Source organism: Variovorax sp. FW301-JW7 (genome assembly GCF_058788795.1).
This window is the reverse complement of the sequence record NZ_JBYTBC010000001.1, coordinates 240807-259180: the sequence shown is the minus strand read 5'-3', so window position 1 is coordinate 259180 and position 18374 is coordinate 240807. Positions and strand designations below refer to the sequence as shown.

The window sequence follows — 18374 nt, the reverse complement described above, 5'->3', positions numbered from 1 at the left end:
CGAGGTGTCGGCCTTCGACGGAACCCTCCGCAACGAATCCGTTCCAACAGCGTCATGCACCTTCAGACTTTCGTTTTACGTACCGCCGCCACGCTGCTCGTGGCCGGGGGCATTGCCGCCTGTACCACGCCCGGCCCCACGCAGCCGCAGCAGCCCGTGCCAGGCGCCACGCCGCAGCCGCCGCGCCAGGCGCTCTTCATCCGCCCTGCCGCCGGCACCACCGTCGGACGCTTCGACGGCGTGCGCAACAAGGGCCTGGACATCGCGGGCAACCTGGGCGACCCCATCGTGGCCTCGGCCGACGGCCGCGTGGTGTACGTGGGGGGCGAGTTGCGCTCCTACGGCAACATGGTCATCGTGAAGCACAACGAGACCTTTCTTACTGCTTACGCGCACGCCAAGACCATCCTCGTGAAGGAAGGCGCCGTGGTGCGCCAGGGCCAGAAGATCGCCGAAATGGGCAACAGCGACGCCGACCGCGTGAAGCTGCATTTCGAGATCCGCAAGAACGGCACCGCCGTCGATCCCGAGCCGTACCTCAACGGCCGTTTGCAGCAGTAAACGTAAAAGCCGTTACAGCAGGCTTTCGGGCACCAGGGGCGCCAGCAGCTCCAGCCGCCAGCGGGCCCAGAAATGGGTTTCGGGCTCGGTGTGCAGGATGGTGTCCGCCCCGTCGCCCGACGCCGGGCTCACCCACTCGATGCCGCCCCGCGGCCCCAGCTGCAGCTGGTAGGCGCCGTCCAGCCGCATGAAACCGATCAGGCTGGTCAGCTGCTGCGCGATCTGCGGGCTGAAGATGAAGATGCCGATCTCGGTGTTGTGCAGCGCCGAGCGCGGATCGAAGTTCATCGAGCCGACGAACACCACCTGCTGGTCGATCACGGCCGACTTGCCGTGCAGCCGCCCGCTGGCCGAACCGTAGATGCCGAAGCGCTTGGTCTGCTCCACGCGCTTGGGGCTCAGCTCGTACAGCTCCACGCCCAGGCGCAGCATCTGCGCGCGGTAGCGCCGGTAGCCGATGTGCACCAGCGACTCGTCGGTGGCCGCCAGCGAGTTGGTGACGATGGTGTAGCCCACGCCATTGCCGCGCACGATCTGCATCGTCTCCATGCCGCCCCGCCCTGGGATCAGGTACGGCGTGGTCAGCAGCACCCCGTGCTGCGCGCCGCGCAGGTAGCGCTGCACGTTGTAGAGCACGCTGTCGGTCGCCTGGTCGGCCGGCAGCCCGCGCCCTTCGTCGGTGGGCGCCAGCGCCTTGGCGGGCGCGTCGGCATACGCCTCCGCGCGCGCCCAACTCAGCGAGAGCTTGCCGGCATTGAGGTCCTTAGCCAGCGGGTTGTGGCCCAGCAGGTCGGTCGATTCAGGCTCTTCGGGGTGCAGCGTCTCGGGCCCCGTGGTGAGCCGGTCGAAGCGCTCGCGCAGCGCCTGCGCCGACTCGTTGCCGCGCGGCACCAGCGACTCGATGGGGTACACGTACGGGCTGTTCCAGTACATGTCGAACAGCGACGACAGCCGCGGCACCACGGCGCCGGCCACCAGCGTGTCGATGTCGATGAAGTTGGAGCCGCCGTCGCGCAGGAAGTATTCGTTGGCGATGTTGCGCCCGCCCATGACCGCCATCGTGTTGTCGACCACGAACAGCTTGTTGTGCATGCGCCGGTGCACGCGGTCGAAGTCCAGGATCGACCACGCCCAGCGCGTGCCGAAGCGCGAACGCCCGGCCGGGAACGGATTGAACAGGCGCACCTCGACGTTCGGGTGCGAGGCAAAGCTGGTGAACAGCGGGTCGGCGCCCGCCGTGTACAGGTCGTCCACCAGCAACCGCACGCGCACGCCGCGGTCGGCCGCGTCGCGCAGCGTGCGCAGCAGGTAGCGGCCGGTCTCGTCGTTCTGCACGAGGTAGTACTGCACGTCGATGGAGCGCTGCGCGCGGCGCGCCAGCTCGATGCGCGCATGCAGCGAGAACTGCGGCATCGGCAGCAGGCGAAAGCCGCTGAGCGGTTCGCCTGGCGGTGCGGCAGCGCGCACGAGCCGGCCCAGCGTGGTGTCCGCACCGTCGGTGATGGCGCTCGAGGGCTTGCGCACCACCTCGGTCGGCAGGCCGGCGCAACCGGCGAGCACGAGCATCGCCAGGCTGCACAGCAGCCAGGCGAACCACCGGGCGCGCGGCACGTCAGCCCGGGCAAACAGGTTCTGCATGAACGACAGGAAATGGGGAGGGCAAGGGCACGGAGCGAAGGGAGAAAGACACCGCTGCCGCGCGGCGCGGTGCACGACCGCGCCCACGGGTGGCGGTTTCTACCACGCGCGGCGCCGGCGCGCTTTCAATGTCCCGTCGGTGCGTGTCAGTGCCCGCGCTCGGGCGACCACTGGCGCACGAAATGCTCCGCGCGCACGTTCGCGCGCGCCACGGCCGAGTCCCACGACAGCTGCTGCGTGATGACCAGGGCGCAGCGCGTGATGCCGTCCAGGCTCAGCGCCGCGATGCCGGCGTAAGTGCCCTTCGGCGTGCGCGTGAGTTCGAACCATCCCGTCCAGCCGTCTGGAACGTGGAGATCGAGTCGGGCCGATTCCATGATGAATTCATCATAGGCCTTTAGTTTTCATTTGCAAACATTGCATACAAAAGAGACCGCCTAGACATGCATGCCTGACCGGCGACCCGACGGCAGACGTTGCATCGCCTGGCGCAGCGTGGAATCCACCCGCCGGAGCGACAGCCCGTGCCGCACCGCCACCTCGTGCCGCGTCAGCTCGTGCACACGCAAGGCCACAAAGATGTCCTGGTGGCGGTGCGGCAGCCCCTGCATCGCGCGTTCGACCGCCTTCAGGTCGGAGCGCGCCTCGGCGATCAGCTCGGGCCCCGGCGCGTGATCGGCCACCTGCGCGAGCGTGTCCTCCGCCTCGCCGGCGTACTGCCAGGGGCGCTCGGCGCGCAGGCGGTCCATCGCGGCATTGCACGCCACGCGGAAGATGTAGGCCACGGGGTTCTGCAAGGTGTCCGCGAAGGCGGCCTCGCCCAGACGCAGCCAGGCATCGTGCAGGCTTTCGCTGGCGGCGTCGGCACACCCCAGGTGCAGCGACAGCCGCCGGTGCAGTTGCGCGTAGTGCGCCACCAGCAGTTGCTGGACATCCGGTGGCGCAGGGGCGGCTCCCGCGGCATCGCCGCGGGGCAACAGGCAGACGTGCGACATGGTGCGTCGCCGGCTAGCGGCCGCGCGGCAGGCCGCGCCGTTCGGGCTCGTTCAGGCGCGTCAGCTGCGCGTCGGTGAGCGCACCATGCCCGACCATCTGGACGAAGCCCGACGGGTCGTAGCTCGCCTGCTCCGCCGGCCTGCGCCGCATCTCGGGGGCCTCTGGCGCGCCGGACACGGGCTCGTTGCCGAAGCCGAGCACGCGCACCGAGAACACCGACGGCAACGCCTGCCGCGCCGCCGCGCGTTCGCGCTGCATCACGTCCTGCGCCGCCGCCGTGGCCTGCGACGCCGCGGCGCTGGCGTTGGTCAGGGCACCGACATTCACCGACGCCACCACCGGCAGCCCCGTGCTCTTGCCCTGCACCGCCACGTTGGCGGCATTCACGATCTGCAGCGCCGCCAGGTTCACGTTGCCCGACACGCGGATGCCCGCCTCGCCCGCGTCGATGGTGCCCAGCGGCGCGATCAGGTCGATGTCGCCGGCCGGCACCTCGGGAATCGGGTTCAGCGTGGCAATGCCCGCGCCCGTGCTCGGCACGTCCGATGACAGCACCACGTTGCCCCAGCGGTCGTACACGCGCTTGGGCGGCGTGTAGACCACCGTCGTCTTCGAGCCGCGACCGGCGTTGATGTCGCCCTCGGCCGACCAGCCCAGCACGCTGCCGCCGAAGGTGGTCATGATGCGGCTCTGGCCCAGCAGGATGCTGCCCAGCGCATAGAGCGAGATGTCGCCCGCACCCTGCGTGATGACGCCCGGGATCAGCGTGCCCACGGCCTCGGGCGCCGCGCCCTCGATGCCGAACACCTGGCGCCCGCCCGGCGTGAGCATCGCGATGTCGCCGCCGAACAGCGTGTTGACGCCGGCCGCGCCGAACATCGTGATGTCGCCCCTGTAGCTGGTGCCCGGGAACAGCGACGCGATCGCGTTGCGCCCGCGCAGGTAGCTGCCGTAGCGCACGCCGCGCTCGTCGTTGTATTCGCGCCCGCCCTCTTTCAGCTCCGCGAAGTACACGCCGCGCAGGTAGCTGCGCTGCTGCTCGGGCGGCAGCGCGTTGAAGAAGGCGAGCGCCTCCTGTGCGCCGCCCTTGCCGCCGTAGCCCTGCGAGGCTTCGAGCCAGTTCACGAGGTACAGCTGGCTCGCCTGCCGGTAGTCGTTGGCGAGCACACGGCGCGGCGTGCCGGTGTCCGCGTCGAGGCGGGCTTGCCGCTGCGCCATCCAGGCCGCCGCGCCGTTGTCGTCGCCGCTGTAGCCAAGCTCGGCGCGCAGCCAGTCGCCCAGCGTGAGCTGGCGGTTGTAGTTCTTCACCACCTTGCCGGGCTGGTCGGCCAGCGGCTGGCCGCTCTGCATGAGGTGGGCCGGGTCGAGGTAACGCTGCGCAAAGCCCGCGTAGTCGGGCCCGTGAGCGCCCACGCCGGCCAACATCGCGATGCCCGCACCGGGCCGGCTGTCGCCCGGCACCACCGCGCCGAGGCTGCTGACCGAGGCCTTGTTCTCCATGCGGATGTCGCGCCCGGCCGTGATCTCCAGCGTGCCGGGGCCGGCCACATTGAAGGTGCTGAACAGGATGTCGCGGCCCGCCGAAACCACCGAGATGTCGCCCGGCTTCTGGTGCGCGAACAGGTTGCCGCTGCTCGCGAAGTAGGCCTGTGCCAGGCCATTCGAGGGCTCGGTCTGGCCGACGGGCGTGCCGCTCGCGACGATGTCGCGCCCGGCCCGCATCCACACCGGTTGCGCGCCCTCGTACCAGGTCTGGCCGGCACGCGTCGCGTCGTCAGGCCCGAAGCGCAGGATGCGCCCGCTGCTCACGCCGACCAGGTCGCCATGCACGGCGTAGAAGCGCGCCGGCTGCGTGCCGACCGCTTCGCCCGACACCGTGTTGGGGCCGAAGGCGAACAGCGGACGCACACCGCCGCCATCCAGGCGATTGCCGCCCGACAGGTTGTCCAGCACCGTGCCATCGCCGGTCGTGCCCTGGAAGGCCGGACGCAGCGGCGTCGCCAGCGCCGAGGCGGCCGCGCCCGACTGGCTCACGGTGTTGCCTCCCGCATAGATCGAGTCGCTGGCCAGGAACTCCAGCATGCCGTGGGCCGAGGGCGCCAGCACCAGCGGCGTGCCCGTGCCGGTGTTGTCGAAGGTCGCCGCATCGCCATAGAACAGGCTGCCACTGGCGGCCACCGCACTCAGGATCGAGGGGTACACGAAGGCCGAGTCGGTCACGGGCACGCCCGCGCCACCCGTCACCGGCACCAGGTTGCCGCCTGCGCCGAAGAGGCGGATGGCCGTGTGCGGTGTCCACAGGGTGAACCAGCTCTGGCCCCGTCCTTCCAGGCCGTTGGCGCTGAACGGCGTGGCATTGGGGAGGTCGACGCGCGTCGGATCGATCACCCCCTTGACCACCAGGTCGCCACGCGTGGCGAGCGTGTAGTTCGCATCGCCCGGGGCCAACACGATGCCGCCTTGCGCCATGCCGCGGGTTGCCGTGTAGAGGTCGTAGGCGCGGGTCTCGCGGGGCGACTGCGCCCGCTCGGAGAGCCCATAGACCCGGGGCAGGCTGCCGAGGGTGCCGGCCTGCAGCTGCACGTCGCCCCGGAGGTTGACGATGGCCCCGTTGAGCCCGGCGTCGGAGTCGCCACCGGCACCCTCGACGTAGGGCGTGTGGAGCGGATTGAAGGCGCCTCCCACGCGCACGAGCACGTCGCCACCGCCCGTCAGGCTCAGGCTGCCGTCGGCCAGCACACGGCCGGTGCCGCCCACCGCCAGCACCAGGCCCTGGCTGCGCCGGCTGTCGGTGGACGAATCTGTCTTGGCGCCGCGCCGTCCCTGCAGCCCCGCGTTGCCGCCCACGTCCACGCGCAGGTCGCCGCCGCCCAGCGTGCCGAAGCCGGTGAAGCCGAGCAACTTGTCGGCCGCCCCGGTCGTGCCGACATACGAGCCGAAGTTGATCCACCACGCCGTGGGCTGGTCCTGCGCGCCGCCGAAGCTGTCGCCCGTGCCCTGGCGCCACAGCCAGTTGCCGATGGCGCCGCTGTTGAAGCCCTTGTCGGCCGGATTCGGCCGCCCCAAGCCGCTTCCCCCGGAGATCAGCATCATGTCGCCGGTCAGGTCGCCGCCGGCCTTGAGCGTCAGGTTGCCGCCGGAGGCCGGGTACCAGGCGCGTGCCAGGCTCTGCGCGCCGCCATCGACGAACTTCTCGTAGCCACCGCTCGCGTCGTTGAGCACCGTGCCCTTGGCGCCCACCGCGCGCGGCAGGTTGTAGGGGTCGCCGGCCCGCGTGGCCTGCGACGAGGCGCCGGCGGTGTACACGCCGAACAGCGAATCCATGCGCAGGTTGCCGGCGGCCAGCAGGTCGAGATCGGCCGCGCCGGTGCGCACCACGCTGAAGCGCGTGCTGCCCGGCAGGTAGCTGTACTCCGGGGCGGCGATGACGCAATAGCTGGGAAGGTCCACGCAAAGCTCCGGGTACTGGATGTCCGCGAAATCGATGGGCTTGCCAGCCATGCTCTCATCGCCCACGAAATTGATGGACCCTTCCACGCTCCACAACGCGCCGCCGGGCTTCAGCTTGCCGAACATCCCGTAGTGGCTGTCCGCCAGCCGCAGGTCGCCCCGGCCCGCCGCCGGATGCACCTGCACGATGCGGTTGTCCGCCGCGTTCAGGTCCGCACCCGCGGCCAGCCGCACCGACCACGACTGCGAACCTTCGGGCAGCATCGCCGCCGCGGCCCACAGCCTGCCGGCGCCGTCCGGGCGCAGGTTCACCGAAGTCACCCCGCCGGGCAGCTTGATGTTGGTCGCGGCCGGGAGCAGCGCGCCCAGCGGCAGCGTGAGGGCGCCGTTCAGCACGAACTTCTTGCCGTTGCCGGGCAGCGGCACGCCCTTGGGCCACACCACGCCCGACAGCGTGGCCGCCGACGGCAGGCGCATGCCGGCCCCCAGGCGCGTGCCCACCGGCAGCGTCACGTTGGCGCCGCCCACGATGCTGCCCGCTGCGAACAGCAGCGTGCCCGAGGCGTTGCGCACGTCGGCGCTCAGCACCGTGCCCACCTTCAGTTCGAGCGCCTTGGCCAGCACGCTGGCCACCGGCATCACCTGCCCGGCCCCGAAGGCCGTCGACTTGATCGGCAGGTCGTAGTTGAGCGTGCCGGCGCCTCCCTCGAAGGTCGTGCCGTCGGCCAGCACCACGCCGCCGCGCGGCAGCACGGTGTCGCCGCGCAGCAGGTTGACGCCCGGCAGCAGCAGCCAGCCGCCGTCGTCCTGCGTGGCGGGCGGCGGCGCGAAGCCGTCGTTGAGGCTGCCGAAGATGTCGAGGTTGCCGCCCGCGCGAAGGGCCAGCGTGCCCACCTCGCCCGAGCCGTACACGCCCGTCTTGGGCGTGTGCGGATTGACGCTCGCGTAGCGGTAGCCCGACAGGTCGATGTCGCCCTGCACCACCAGGTCGCCGCCGGGGGTCTTGCTCACGATCTCCACGCCGGGGCGCAGATGAAAGGCGTCGGCGTAGCGCGCGTTGTTCAGGCCCGCGAGCTTGCCGTTCATCAGCGCGCCGTTGGCCAGCGCGTGGTCGATGAAGGCCGTGCTCTGCAGGTGCTTGGCGTCGAGGTACGCCTGGTCGATGACCTGGTAGGGCCGGCCGGTGGCCGCCGCGTCGGTGCCGAAGCGGGCATCGTCGTAGCGCCACATGCCGTTCACGGCGATGGAGCGCGCGCCCTCGATGGCGATGCTGCCGCTGGCATCGATGCGGATGTCGCCGACGGTCTCGCCGGTGCGGCCCGCGTTGAGTTCCAGCGTGCCGCGCGCCCGGCCGTCGTTCTGGCCCGGTTCACCGCCCACCTGGGCGTCGGTGCCGTGGCGCAGGTCGATGCGCGAACCCGAGGCCAGCGTGAGCTGCCCGTCGTTCGACGTGAGTTCGACCATCGCGCGGTTCGGCGAATCGATGATCTGGCCGTGGCTGTCCACGCGCAGCGTGCGGCCGTGCGCATCGAGCACCGCGCTGCCGGCCAGCGTGAGGTTGTGCTTCGCGGCCAGGCTGATGCGGCCCACGCGCTCGCCGCTCGCATCGATGGTGCCGTTCACGGTAAGGCTGCCGTTGTCGAGCGACACGTTCACCTCGCCGGCCTTCAGGCCGTCGCCGATGACAAGGTCGCCCTGGCGCAGCTGAAAGCTGCGCGCGCCGAACACGCCGCCGTCGTTCAGCCGCTGGTTGAGTGCCGCGAACTCGGCATCGCCGAGCTGCCGCGCGCGCACGTCCACGCTGCCCGCCGCGAACGGCACCCGCGTGCCGCCCGCGTCGTAGTGGCCGCTGCTCGCGCCGAGGATGCGGCCCTGCAGATCGACCTGGCCGGCGGCATCGTCGAGCGCCATCGCCTTCAGCGTGCCCGCACGGTTGTTCTGCGCCGAAATGTCGATCACCGACCCCGCCGCCTGCCGCAGGTTGCCGTGCAGGCTTTCGAGCACCACGTCGCCACCGGCGCTGTACTTGCTCACGTCGTTGAACACCACCTCGCGGCCCGACAGGTCGAGCACCGCGCGGTCGGTCAGCGTGAGGTCGCGTTCGGCGCTCAGCGTGAGCCTGCCGCTGGGCAGCGCCACGGCGGTGTCGAGCGTCACGTCGCGTCCGCGCAGGCTCAGCTCGGCGCCCAGCGCCGCATCGCCGGTGGCCGCCGCCGGCGCACCGGCCGGTGCGGCCACGCGCAGCGTGCCGCCCGCCGTGATGCGGTTCACCGAGCCCGCCTCGCCCGTCAGCAGCGGCGCCACGATGCGCAGGTTGCCGCCGCTGTACGCGTAGCCCTTGCCCGCTTCGTACGCGCCCTGCGACTGGTAGACCGAGAGGCTGCCCTTGTGGTTGGCACTCACGCGCTCGCTGGCCTTGAGGTTCACGTCGGCAAAGCCCAACACCAGGCGACCCGCGTCTTCCAGGCCGCTCGGCTGGCTGTGGGGGCCGTAGCCGAACTCGATGTGCTCGGCCTCGATGTTCAGCGTGCCGCTGCCGGTGCCCGCGCCGCCGCGCACCACGGCCGAAGGCGCCGTGGTCGCGCCCTGCCACACCAGGCGGCCGGTGCGGATGGTGGCCACGTCGTCCGCGCCGCCCTGGCCGTAGATGGCGGGCGTGGCCAGCACCAGCTGCGCCATCGTCGCCTTGCCGGTGGCGGGGTCGATGGTGTCCAGCGCCGCGGTGCCGAAGAAGTTGACGCCGCCGCTGGCGCTCAGTTCCAGCGTTTCGAGCGCGGGCGCGCCGTACTGCCGGTCGCCGCGCAGCAGGCGGTCGAGCAGGGCCTGGCTCATGGCCAGTCCCGGCGGCAGCGTGTGGTTCTGTGCGGCGGCGGCCAGCGCGGCGCTGTCGCCCACGTTGATGCCGCGCACCGCCAGCGTGAGGTGGCGCGTGCCGTAGCGCACCGCCTCGTTCATCTCGAAGCGGTCGGGCGTCACCATGGCGATGGTGCCTTCGGAATACAGCTCGGTCTGCCCGCTGCACGACGCGCTGGCACACACGCCGATCTGCAGGCTGCGGTTGTCCGACGCGGCCTGGGTCTGGGGCACCGGCAGCGTGCTCACCCGGCCGTTGGAAACCATCACCATCTGGCCGGTCGCGGCGTAGACGAAGCCGTCGCCGGCGTCGTAGGCGGCCTTGCCACGGCCGAGGGTGTGGATGCGCGCGCCCTGCTCGACCACCACGCTGAGCGGCGTGCCCTCGGTCACGCCCACCGCGGCCAGGAACACCTCGGGCGCGGACAGCACCGCCCCCTGGCGCAGCACCACGCTGTTCCCGCCGTCGCCGGTCTGGATGACGTTGCCGCTCTGCCCGTAGTCGGCGCCCTGCAAGCCACCGATGACCAGGCGCGACGCGCCCATGCCGCTGAGTGCGCCGGCGTCGAGCGTGACCCCCTGGAAGCCCGCCGTCGCCGACGCGCCGGCCGCGACGATCTCGAGGCCCCATTGCTCCTCGCTGCTCGTGGCCACCACGGAACCGCCCCGGCCGCCCGCGCCCACCTGGAAGCGTGCCGTGCCGTCGAAGCGGAAGGCCTCGGCGCCCGCGCCGGGCGCGAGCTTCAGGTGCAGGTTGCGCGCGTCCGCCGGCCGCATGGCGCGCGGCACGCCCACGCGCAGCGCGTCGGCGCGCACGAAGTCGGCATAGCCCATCTCGTTGTATTGCGAGTAGCTGCGCAGCACCTCGCCCGACGTCACGATCGCCTGACGGAACAGCGTGTCGCCGATGCCGGTGCGGCCCACGCCCAGCTGCGCGGCCGTGAGCCACGAGCCGTTGCGCATCGCCAGCGTGCCGGTGGGCGCGCCCAGGCCGGCCGCGCCGTTCAGCTCCACGCGGAAGGCGCCCTGCTGCAACGCATAGGTCGAGGGCATCAGCGTGTAGGTGCCCGCGGGCAGGCCCGGCACGCCGGCGCCGATGGTGATGTGCTGACCCACGAGCGGATCGACCGCGCCCTTCTCTGCACCCGTGGGCGCCACTGCCGGCTGCACGCCGGGCACGATGGCATACACCGGGTTGGTCGCGAGCCCCGGCAGCGTGAAGCCGCCGCGGGCGCCGACCTGCATCAGCGGGCTGAAGCGCGCGTCGGTCGAGCCGCCGCGCCCGCTCACGAAGCCCGCGCCCGTGAGGTTGCCGCCGCCCGACAGGTCGAGCGTGGCGCCTTCCTGGCCCTGCACGCTGGCCCCCATGAACGTGAGGCCGATCGTCTGGTTGCGCTTGTAGCCGTCGCCTGCGCCCACGCCGGTGAGCTTGACCTGCTTGCCGTCGTACAGGTAGTTGATGCCGTCGACCGTGCCGCCGTAGGGCATGTTCAGCCCCTCGCCGCTCACCGAGGTGAGGCTGCCGGGCAGCAGTTTGACCTTCGTGGTGAGCGCGTCGCCGAGCGTCAGCTGGCCGAGCGGCACCCGCACCGTGCCACCCTGCTCGATGACACCGGCGCGCAGCGACAGATCGCCGAAGGCCGAGTACGGCACCTGCGGGGTCGCGCCCGTGCCCTCGATGCGCAGCGCCGTGTCGGGCAGGTAGGTGCCGTCCGGCGTCAGGCCCGCGGACACGAGCGCCACCACGCCCGTGGCCGGGTAGATCTGCGCGGCGCGCAGGGTCAGGCTGCCGGGAACGACCAGGCTCGTGGAAACGCCGACGTCTTGCCTGCCCTGCAGAAAGCGCATGTCGCCCGTGCTGGCCAGCGTGACGTGGCCGAAGGCGGCCAGGTCGACCGTGGGCGCTTCGCTCGCGCCGTCGAGCACCGGGACCTTGCCGTTGACGCCGAAACCCATGCCGTCGCGGATGTCGATCAGCTCACCGGCCACATCGAGGCGGGTGCCGGACGGCACGCGCACCACGCCGCCTTCGGCGACGGGCGCCCTCAGGACTTCACGCGTGAACGACGGCATCGCGCCGGCCAGCCGCACGTGCGCGGCCGACAGTGCCACGTGCGCGTCGTCGGGCGCATCCTTGGCGAGCGCAAGGCCGCCGGCATGGATCTGCAGGCCCTGCCGCAGGCGCAGGTCGACGCCGTCTTCGAAGGCGAGCGTGGAGCCGGCGAACAGCGAGAGGGTGTCGAAGCCGCCGCGTCGGACCGTGTCGGTGCCCAGCCGGGCCTGGCCGTAGGCGAGCGCACCGTCGTCGACGCCGGCCTGCAGGGTGTCGGGCGCGAGCGGTGCGCCCTGTTCCACACCCAGTACCAGCACGCGGTGCCGGCGCACGCGGTCTTCCGCCTGCTGCAGCGGGTCCAGGTGCAGGCGCAGGCCCGGCGTGCCGAGCACCACCGCCAGCGTGCCGCCGGCCGCGCGCTCGCCGCCCGCGACGGCGCGCAGGGTGCCATCCAGCTGCAGCCCGTTGTACGACGCGAGCGAAATGCTGCCGCCGTTGCTGGCGACGTCGGTGGCGCCGAGGCCGTTCACATCGAGCACCGCGTGCGTGCCCGAGGCATCGAGCAGCGCGCCCGGACGCACGACGACGAAGTTCTGCGACGCGGTGGCCTTGCTCCCCACCGCATCGATCTCGCCGCCGACCACGATGCTGCCGCCGTCGCGCACCAGGCCGTAGCGCTTGCCGGTGGTGTCGGTGGCGGTGGCCGCATGTGCCGACGCATCGAGCACCGCCTGCCCTCCGATCCAGATCGAGCGGGCATGGGCCTTTGCATTGGCAATGTCCGATTCGAGGTCGGTGATGTCCACCGTCTTCAGCACGATGCGCCCGCCGTTCGCGCGCAGCGTGCCGTCCACCGTGAGCTGGCCGGCGCTGCGCACCTCGATGGCCTGGCCCGGGTCGACGTGGATGGCCGCGCCCTTGCCCACCACGGCCTGCACCGTCGGCAGTTCCTGGGCGAGCGTGGTCGTCGTGCCGGCCTGCAGCGACAGGCTCGCGCCCTTGCGCTGCGTGAGCACGGCCTGGGTCGCGTCTTCCTGGTAGAGCGGCGGCGTCCACACCTCGAGCGCGTCGGCCGGACGGCTGCCGGTGGCGATGTCCTGCGCGTGGGCGCCGAAGCGGTACACCGGCATCGTCACGTCGATCCGCGCACCGTCGGCCACCGTGAGGCCGTGGTTGCCGATGAGCGCATAGCGGCTGAAGCCCTTGTCGAAGAAGCCGGCGTCGAGCATCAGCGTGTCGGCCTGCGCCGCGCCCGAGGTGTCGCCGATGGCGACGCGCATCGTCTGCACGGTCAGCGTGCCGCCGCCGTCCACGCCGTGGCCGCGCAGCACCGCACCGTCGAGCGCGACATGGCCGCTGCCCGTGTTGAAGCCGTCCGCCTCGAGCGTGACGCTGCCGCCCTTGCCACCTTGCGGTTTGGCCTTCGACAACAGCGCCGCGCCGGACGACACGTCGATGACGCTGCCGGTGCCCAGCACCACATCGCCGGTGCTGCGCACGGACACGCTGCCGCCGTTGCGGTACGCCACGCCGCCCGCGTCGGCCGGGTTCGTCAGCAGGTGGGTCCACAGGCCGCGGGTGTCGAGCGTCGCACCGCCCGCGAGCACCACCGAGGTCGTGCCGCCGTCGGGCGCGGTGAGGGTGCTGGTGTCCTTCAGGTAGTTGAGGCTGATCTGTTCGAGCACGTTGCCCAGCTGGATGCCGCCGCCGCGCGCGACGAGGTCGGCGTTGACCTTCACCTTCGGGCTGTACAGCACGAGGTGGCCGCCATCGCCGACCTGCACCGCCTTGTCGACCGCGATGCTGTCGGTGGCCGCGATGCGCACCGCGCCCAGTCGGAAGCCGCTGAGCTGCGACGCATCGAGCACCAGCGTGTCGCGGCGTTCGGCCGGCAGCGCCGTCGCGAGGTCGAGCCCCGCGGCAATGCCTTCGGCCGCATCGCCCAGCACCACGTTTTTGATGCCGGCGCTGTCGAGCCGCCGGTGGATCGCACCGGCCGTCTTGTCGTAGTAGGCGTCGTAGCGGCCCACGACGAGCTGCCCGCGCTGCGCCACCGCGCCGGTCGACTGCTGGTAGCCGTCGAGCCCGGCCTGCCGCGCCTGTGTCTGGCGGTCGCCCTGGAAGGTCTCGCCGACGATCTCGCCTTCGAGCACCGCGGCCTGGGTGCCGACGATCAGCAGGCCGGCGTCGCGGCCCACGGTGTAGCCGCTTTCCAGCCGCGTCTGCGGGCCGATCAGCGGGTTGTAGAAGAAGCCCGTCGTCTTCTTGCCCCAGCGCGCGTGTTCGTCTTCGAAGCCCTTGTAGACGCCCGCGTAGCGCAGGTCGCCCGGCGCCTTCGACACTTCGTAGAGCCGCCCGTCCGCGCCCTTGAGCCAGCTCTGGTTGAGCTTGCCCGTGAGCACGTCGAGCGTGCCGCCCGAGATGTTGATGCTCGCGCCGCGCTGCGTGACCAATTCGCCGCCGCTGAAGCCCACCACGCCGCCCTGCGCCATCCACTCGCCCACGCCGTGCGCCTGCGTGCCGAGGTAGCCGCCCACCTCGAGCAGGCCGCCGCCGGTGTACCAGCGCTCGCCCTGGTAGCCGCCGGTGCCGCCGGGCACGAAGACCAGCGAGCGCCGGTCGATCCACAGGTCGTTGTTGTTGAGGTTCTTGCTGTCGCGGTTGAGCGGCGCATCGCGCTGCTCGTTGCCCTGCACGTTGATCTTGATGTTGTTGGACTCCATCGCGAGCTTCACGCCCACCGCGCCCGACACGTCGATGCGCGCACCCTCGCGCACGAGGCTGCGCTGCTTCGCGTCGACCACCACCTGGCCGCCGGTGGCCAGCGTGAGCGAGCCGGCCTGGAACTCGACCGTGCCGCCGCTGGCGACTTCGACGCGCGACAGGTCGCGGCGGTCGTTGCCCGCCAGCACGATGGTGCCGGTGCCCAGCTGGACCGCCGGCGCCATGAGCCCGGCGCGCTGGCTGTCGAGCGCGGTCGCGCCGCCGGTGTCGAGCACGATGGCCGTGGTGCTGCCTTCGCCGAGCGCGACCTTGCCCGTGGCGCCGGTCGCGTTCAGATGCACCGTGCCCCGTGCGTTGACCGACGTACTGGACAGGACGACGCCGCCTTGCACCACCTCGCGGCCCGCCAGCGTGACGTCGCCGGTGGGCGCCTGGATCAGGCCCGAGTTGCGGACAAGGCCGGCCTTGCTGTCCGCGGCCAGCGTGACCGCGACTTCATTGCCGCGCGTGGTCGAGGTCTGGTTGCCGTCGGTGCCCACGCCCTTGCGGATGGTGAAGTGGTCGCCCGCCGCGAGCAGCGTCTGCCCGCCGGGCGTGGCGATCTCGCCGGCGTTGTGCACTTCGCTGCCCAGCAGCAGCACGTAGCCGCCGCCCTGCGTGGCCGAAGCGGGTGCAGGCGTGGAAAGCCTGGCACCGGCCTGCACCTCGACACGGCCTTGCGCGTTCCTGACGTTGGGCGCGCTGCCGTTGGCGTACACGCCGTGGGCCTGGAACTGCGCGTCGTCGATCTGCGCCGCCGCGGCCACGAGGTTGCGCGTGTCGACCTGGCTGGTGCCGCTGAACACGATGCCGTTGCGGTTGGCGACCATCACCGTGCCGTCGGCCTTGATCTGCCCCTGGATCTGCGAAGGCCGCGCCAGCGGGTCGTTCACCTTGTTGAGCACCGCCCAGTCCTTGCGCTGCGCGAAGGCCACGGTGGTGTTGCGCCCGACGTTGAAGGTCTCCCAGTTCAGGATGGCCTTGTCGGCCGTCTGCTCGACAGTGACGACCGTGCGGCCGTCGACCTGCTTCTGCGAATCACCGGTCAGTGCGCGGGCATTCGACCAGCCGGCGGTCAACGCATTCGTATCGACCTTCAGGCCGCCTTCGGCCAGGCCGTCGGGCACCGAGGGGTCGTTCTGCGCGGCGCGCCGCGCGGCCGCCTGTGCCGCCTGCTGCGCCGCGATGCCGCGGGCCGCCAGGTTCAGGTTGCCGATCGACTGCTGCAGCTGCTCGCTGGCGCGCTGCTGCTGCGCGAGCGGACTCGTGAGCTGCGCCGCCGGCGACCCGTTGGGCATCAGGCCGGTGGCCGTGGCGGTGGCCTGCGCCGCGCCCTTGGCGTTGAACCAGGTCGGGCTGAAGGCGCGCTGCGCATGAGCCGGCGCGGCGGCGGCGCCGGCGGCCAGTGCCAGCGCCATGGCCTGTGCCAGCGGCGAAATACGGAAGCTCCTCGCCTGCACGGCAGCGCCCTGGCGGCGGCTGCGGTGTCCCTCGTGTGTGTTCATCTGACGCCCAGTAAAGAATGACATGCACCGGCACGGAATCCGTGCCCCTTACTGGACAGACCGACAGACGCAAACAAAACCGCTAAGTTTCTGGAGCAATCCTGAGTGCACGCGAGGGCCAATCAGGCTGTCACATTCATCAGCTAAGCAGCAGCACGCCGCCCGGCAGTGCACGCGCCTCGAGGTCGTACGAGCGCTGGATCTGCACCAGCACTGTGTCGAGCGAGGCGATGGCGAAACGCCCGCTGACTTCGCGCCCGGCCAGGCGCTGCGCCAGCAGCACCACGCGACCCGGCCGGTAGCGGTTGATCTCCTCGATCACGTGCGCCAGCGGCGTCTGCCTGAACACCAGCACGCCGCTGCGCCAGGCCGAGGCCTCGCGGGTTGCCACAGCCGCCACCGGCCCGAGCGAACCCGCGTCGTACAGCACCTGCTCGCCGGCTTGCAGATCGCGCGTGCCCCTCGCGTGCGTGACGCGCACGCGCCCTTCGAGGCAGGTCACGCAGCCCCGGCCTGCGAGGTAGCGCACCTCGAAGCGGCCGGCCTGCGCCTCGCTGCGGGCCGCGCCCGCCACGACGCCGAAGGGCTGCGGCCCGGCCACCAGATCGACCGCCGCCTCGCCCGCGATCAGGTCGATGCCGACGAGGCGGCCTTCGACGCTGCGGCGCTGCACGCTGGTCTGCGTGTTGAGCATCAGGTCGACGCCCTCGGCCACCTGCACCGCGCGCTGCTCGCCGGTGGCCGTGCGGTAGTCGGCGTTCCATTCGCCGAACGACGGCCACAGGCCCAGCGGCGGAGAGACCACCGCCACGCCCGCGGCGCCGGCCGCGCCCACCGCCGCGCCGAGGAACGCGCGGCGCGCGGCCACCGGCCGCGGCGACACCACGGGGGTTCGTTGGACCTCGGCCGACATGCCGCCGATGGCTGGGTCGAGCGCCTGCCACAGGCGCCGGGCCTGCGTGAGCGCAGGCTGGTGCAGCGGGTTGCCGTCGCGCCAGCGGCGAAAGCCCTCGACGTCGTGCTGCGCGGCCGCGCCGGACGACAGCCGGCGCAGCCAGGCCTGCGCTTCGCGCAAGGCTTGTGCGTGGGCGTCGGGCGGGGTCATCGGGGCTTCAACCCGTGCACGCTGAAAGATGTCGCATACCCATGAGACGGCTCTCGACGCGGTGAACCGCACTTTATTTTTCATGCGGCTCCTTCGCGTCGGGTGCGCGGTCCGCGCGGCCCATGCGGGCGGCGATGTGGTCATGCGCCTCCTTGAGTTCCTTCTCCACCGTGCGCAGCGAGATGCCCAGCCGCGCCGCCACCTCGCGCTGCGGCAGGTGCTGCCAGCGCACCATCACCAGCACCTGCCGGCGCCGTGGCGGCAGGCGCGCGATGAGCGCGCGCAGCGCGGCCAGTTCCGCGCGGTCCTGCGCGATCTGCGCGGGCCCCGGCGCGGGATCGGGGGTTTCGTCGAGCAGCGCCTCGATCTCGTCGGACGTGGCCAGGCGCCCCTGCTTCGCGACCTGGTCGTAGGCCAGGTTGACGGCCACGCGCAGCAGGTAGGCGGCGGGGTCGTTCACGCCGTCGATGTCGTCGCGGCTTTCCAGGCGCAGCCAGGTGTCCTGCAGCGCATCGCCGGCGCGCTCGGCATTGCCCAGTCGCCGCGCAAGCCGCTGCTTGAGCTCGTCGTAGCGCGCGACCAGGAAGTCGCGCAACGCGGGCAGCGCGTTCTCGGGCATGGCGGTGGCGTCAGTGGCGCACCGGGCACTCGAGCCCGGGCGTCTGCGAGCGCGGCAGGATCAGCATCGTGAGCGGCTGCGCCATGTCCGGCGGCGGCGCGCGGTCGATGCGCAACTGCCGCAGCGTGTCGAGGATGGCGTCGTCGCGCACGCGCTCACCGCTGGTGTGCAGCAGGAAGGCATGGGCGATGCGGCCGGTGCCGTCGATCACGAAACGCATCGCCGCGCGGTAGCCGCCCGGCGCCGCGCACGGGTGGGCGCACAGGGCTTCCCAGACGCGGGTCTGCACCAGCCCGTCGTAGCCGCGGTGAACGGCGGCGGGCGCCGCCTGCGCCGCATCAGCCGGTCGTGCCGGTGCGGGCACGGCCGGCGCGAGCCGGAGCACGAAGGCGGTCGTGGCCCCCACGCCGGCGTCGTCGGCGACCAGGCCCGTGCCCGCGAGCAGCGCATCGAGTGCGGCCTGCGCATCGAACAGGCCGTGCACGGGCGCAGCTTGGCGCCCGGCCACGCGTTCGGCATCGAAGAACACCGGCAGCCCGGTTGCGCGGCCGTACTGCTCCAGCGCCGCGGCCAGCGGTTGGGCTGCGATGTCGAAGGCGATGCGCGCGGCCTGCGGCCGAAGCGGCGCCGCGTCGGACTGCGCGCGGGCGCTCATCCACGGCCCGGTCATGCAGGCGACCAGCGCGATGCCGGCCAGGGAGACGAGAGGAAAGGAAGGAGGTGCATGCCGCATGAGTTCGATACGCCCGGCGAAAGCCACGGCCCGGGGGGCATGTCGAAGCGGATGCTAGGTTCGCTGCATGACGTTCGGATGACTTGGCCGGTCAGCGC

Annotated in this window: 8 protein-coding genes; 1 reads left to right on the top strand and 7 read right to left on the bottom strand. The window is 71.8% G+C overall.

The features are described from left to right. The first annotated feature begins 54 nt into the window (after positions 1 to 54). Positions 55 to 561 (top strand): murein hydrolase activator EnvC family protein, encoded by a 507-nt coding sequence (locus tag AC3WQM_RS00985; protein WP_492676563.1) that lies wholly within the window; start codon positions 55 to 57, stop codon positions 559 to 561. Positions 562 to 573: 12 nt separating this feature from the next. Here the strand turns inward: AC3WQM_RS00985 and AC3WQM_RS00980 are convergent, their stop codons facing one another. The 7 genes from AC3WQM_RS00980 to AC3WQM_RS00950 form a co-directional block, all read right to left on the bottom strand. Then, positions 574 to 2199, bottom strand: coding sequence for a phospholipase D family protein (locus AC3WQM_RS00980; RefSeq protein WP_492676562.1), 1626 nt, complete (start codon positions 2197 to 2199; stop codon positions 574 to 576). A 146-nt stretch (positions 2200 to 2345) separates the two neighbouring features. Further along, positions 2346 to 2576 carry a hypothetical protein gene (locus AC3WQM_RS00975; RefSeq protein ID WP_139703102.1) on the bottom strand — a complete coding sequence of 77 codons (231 nt, stop codon included), beginning with the start codon at positions 2574 to 2576 and terminating at the stop codon, positions 2346 to 2348. A gap of 60 nt (positions 2577 to 2636) precedes the next feature. Next, complete coding sequence (locus tag AC3WQM_RS00970; RefSeq protein ID WP_492676561.1) at positions 2637 to 3194, bottom strand: RNA polymerase sigma factor; 558 nt, start codon at positions 3192 to 3194, stop codon at positions 2637 to 2639. A 13-nt stretch (positions 3195 to 3207) separates the two neighbouring features. After that, positions 3208 to 15819, bottom strand: coding sequence for a filamentous hemagglutinin family protein (locus tag AC3WQM_RS00965; RefSeq protein ID WP_492676560.1), 12612 nt, complete (start codon positions 15817 to 15819; stop codon positions 3208 to 3210). Positions 15820 to 15958: 139 nt separating this feature from the next. Then, entirely contained in the window at positions 15959 to 16924 is a 966-nt protein-coding gene (locus AC3WQM_RS00960) for a FecR family protein (RefSeq protein ID WP_492676559.1), read from the bottom strand. 73 nt (positions 16925 to 16997) lie between these two features. Next, entirely contained in the window at positions 16998 to 17543 is a 546-nt protein-coding gene (locus AC3WQM_RS00955) for an RNA polymerase sigma factor (protein WP_492676557.1), read from the bottom strand. A 10-nt stretch (positions 17544 to 17553) separates the two neighbouring features. After that, complete coding sequence (locus AC3WQM_RS00950; protein WP_492676556.1) at positions 17554 to 18303, bottom strand: energy transducer TonB; 750 nt, start codon at positions 18301 to 18303, stop codon at positions 17554 to 17556. Positions 18304 to 18374: the final 71 nt, after the last annotated feature.

Coding starts and splice junctions, on each gene's coding strand:
- AC3WQM_RS00985 (WP_492676563.1), top strand. CDS start 55: ATGCACCTTCAGACTTTCGTTTTACGTACCGCCGCCACGCTGCTCGTG.
- AC3WQM_RS00980 (WP_492676562.1), bottom strand. CDS start 2,199: ATGCAGAACCTGTTTGCCCGGGCTGACGTGCCGCGCGCCCGGTGGTTC.
- AC3WQM_RS00975 (WP_139703102.1), bottom strand. CDS start 2,576: ATGGAATCGGCCCGACTCGATCTCCACGTTCCAGACGGCTGGACGGGA.
- AC3WQM_RS00970 (WP_492676561.1), bottom strand. CDS start 3,194: ATGTCGCACGTCTGCCTGTTGCCCCGCGGCGATGCCGCGGGAGCCGCC.
- AC3WQM_RS00965 (WP_492676560.1), bottom strand. CDS start 15,819: ATGAACACACACGAGGGACACCGCAGCCGCCGCCAGGGCGCTGCCGTG.
- AC3WQM_RS00960 (WP_492676559.1), bottom strand. CDS start 16,924: ATGACCCCGCCCGACGCCCACGCACAAGCCTTGCGCGAAGCGCAGGCC.
- AC3WQM_RS00955 (WP_492676557.1), bottom strand. CDS start 17,543: ATGCCCGAGAACGCGCTGCCCGCGTTGCGCGACTTCCTGGTCGCGCGC.